Source organism: Herbivorax alkaliphila (genome assembly GCF_030848475.1).
Classification (GTDB): domain Bacteria; phylum Bacillota; class Clostridia; order Acetivibrionales; family Acetivibrionaceae; genus Herbivorax.
Genome location: NZ_JAVDDS010000136.1, coordinates 1 through 1,247 on the forward strand (window position 1 = coordinate 1; position 1,247 = coordinate 1,247).

The 1,247-nt window shown below is 38.0% G+C and carries 1 protein-coding gene; it reads left to right on the top strand.

All coding sequences use genetic code 11. From position 1 onward, the window contains the following. Positions 1 to 522: 522 nt before the first annotated feature. On the top strand, positions 523 to 1,247 hold a 725-nt coding region (locus tag RBH29_RS17685), incomplete at its 3' end, for a reverse transcriptase N-terminal domain-containing protein (RefSeq protein ID WP_306698333.1).

Consider the following 1,247-nt stretch of genomic DNA (forward strand, 5'->3'; position numbering starts at 1 on the left):
TAGATGGTAACACCTAGGTTCTAAGCTGTTGTGACAATGTAACCCTTTCTCCTATAAGAAGAACTGGAGTCTGTGAAGATTCTGGGAAACTGCCAGCACTAGGGCGGTTAGGGGGCTAGGTTGTAGATGGTATGGTTAAAATAATTAAACTGTATATAAACGTCGTAAATTGCAGAAAAGCTAAAGGTGCTGATAAGCTTTGACCAAAAGGTAAGTAGCCAGGATAATTCCCTACGTTTTTGGGATTACACGGATGTTGAGCTACCGGCGGAATCGCAGAACCAACCCATCTGAAATATGTTATCTGTGCGTAACGTGGTAAGCCCAAATTTCTCCTGTCACTGACAGGTAGGCAGCTGCAAGGTGAGCCGACGGGAATGTGGGTATGGGAGTGTCGAGGAAGCGAATGCTATCTTGTAATGAGGTAGATAGGGATATATATCCTGACGTGAAAGCGTGCAGACTTCGACCTGGTGCTTGATTACGAGATAATTTGGAGAATTTCTGAAAGAAGGAGAGCAAATGAACACAATAGTGTGTGCACCTACTGACAAAAGAATATGTTGGTCTAAGATATTATGGGACAAATGTATAGCTGCTGTTAAGAAACTTCAAAAGCGTATCGTAAAGGCTCAAAAGGAAGGAAGATATAACAAGGTTAAATCCTTGCAATGGCTGATAACACATTCGTTTTATGCAAAAATAATAGCAATAAAAAGAGTAACATCAAATAAAGGTAAGAATACACCAGGAGTAGACAATATATTATGGAAAACTAATAAGGATAAAGAGCAGGCGGTAAATCTTCTGAATCGAAGAGGATATAAAGCTCAGCCATTAAGAAGGGTATACATACCAAAGAAAAACAGTAAAAAGAAAAGACCTTTAGGTATACCAGTCATGAAGGATAGAGCAATGCAAGCCTTGTATCTTCTGGCATTAGATCCAGTTGCAGATACAATATGCGATAATAATACATATGGATTCAGGACTGGAAGATCAACTGCTGATGCTATTGAAGAATTATTTATTATATTAAGTCAAAAGAAATCAGCTAAATGGGTGTTAGAGGGTGATATCAAAGGATGCTTTGATAATATATCCCATGAATGGATGATGAATAATATACCAATAGATAAAAGAATTCTGGAGAAATGGTTAAAATCTGGTATGATATTTGATGATGAATATTATGACATAGAAGCAGGAACACCTCAAGGAGGTACTATTTCACCATGCCTTTGTAA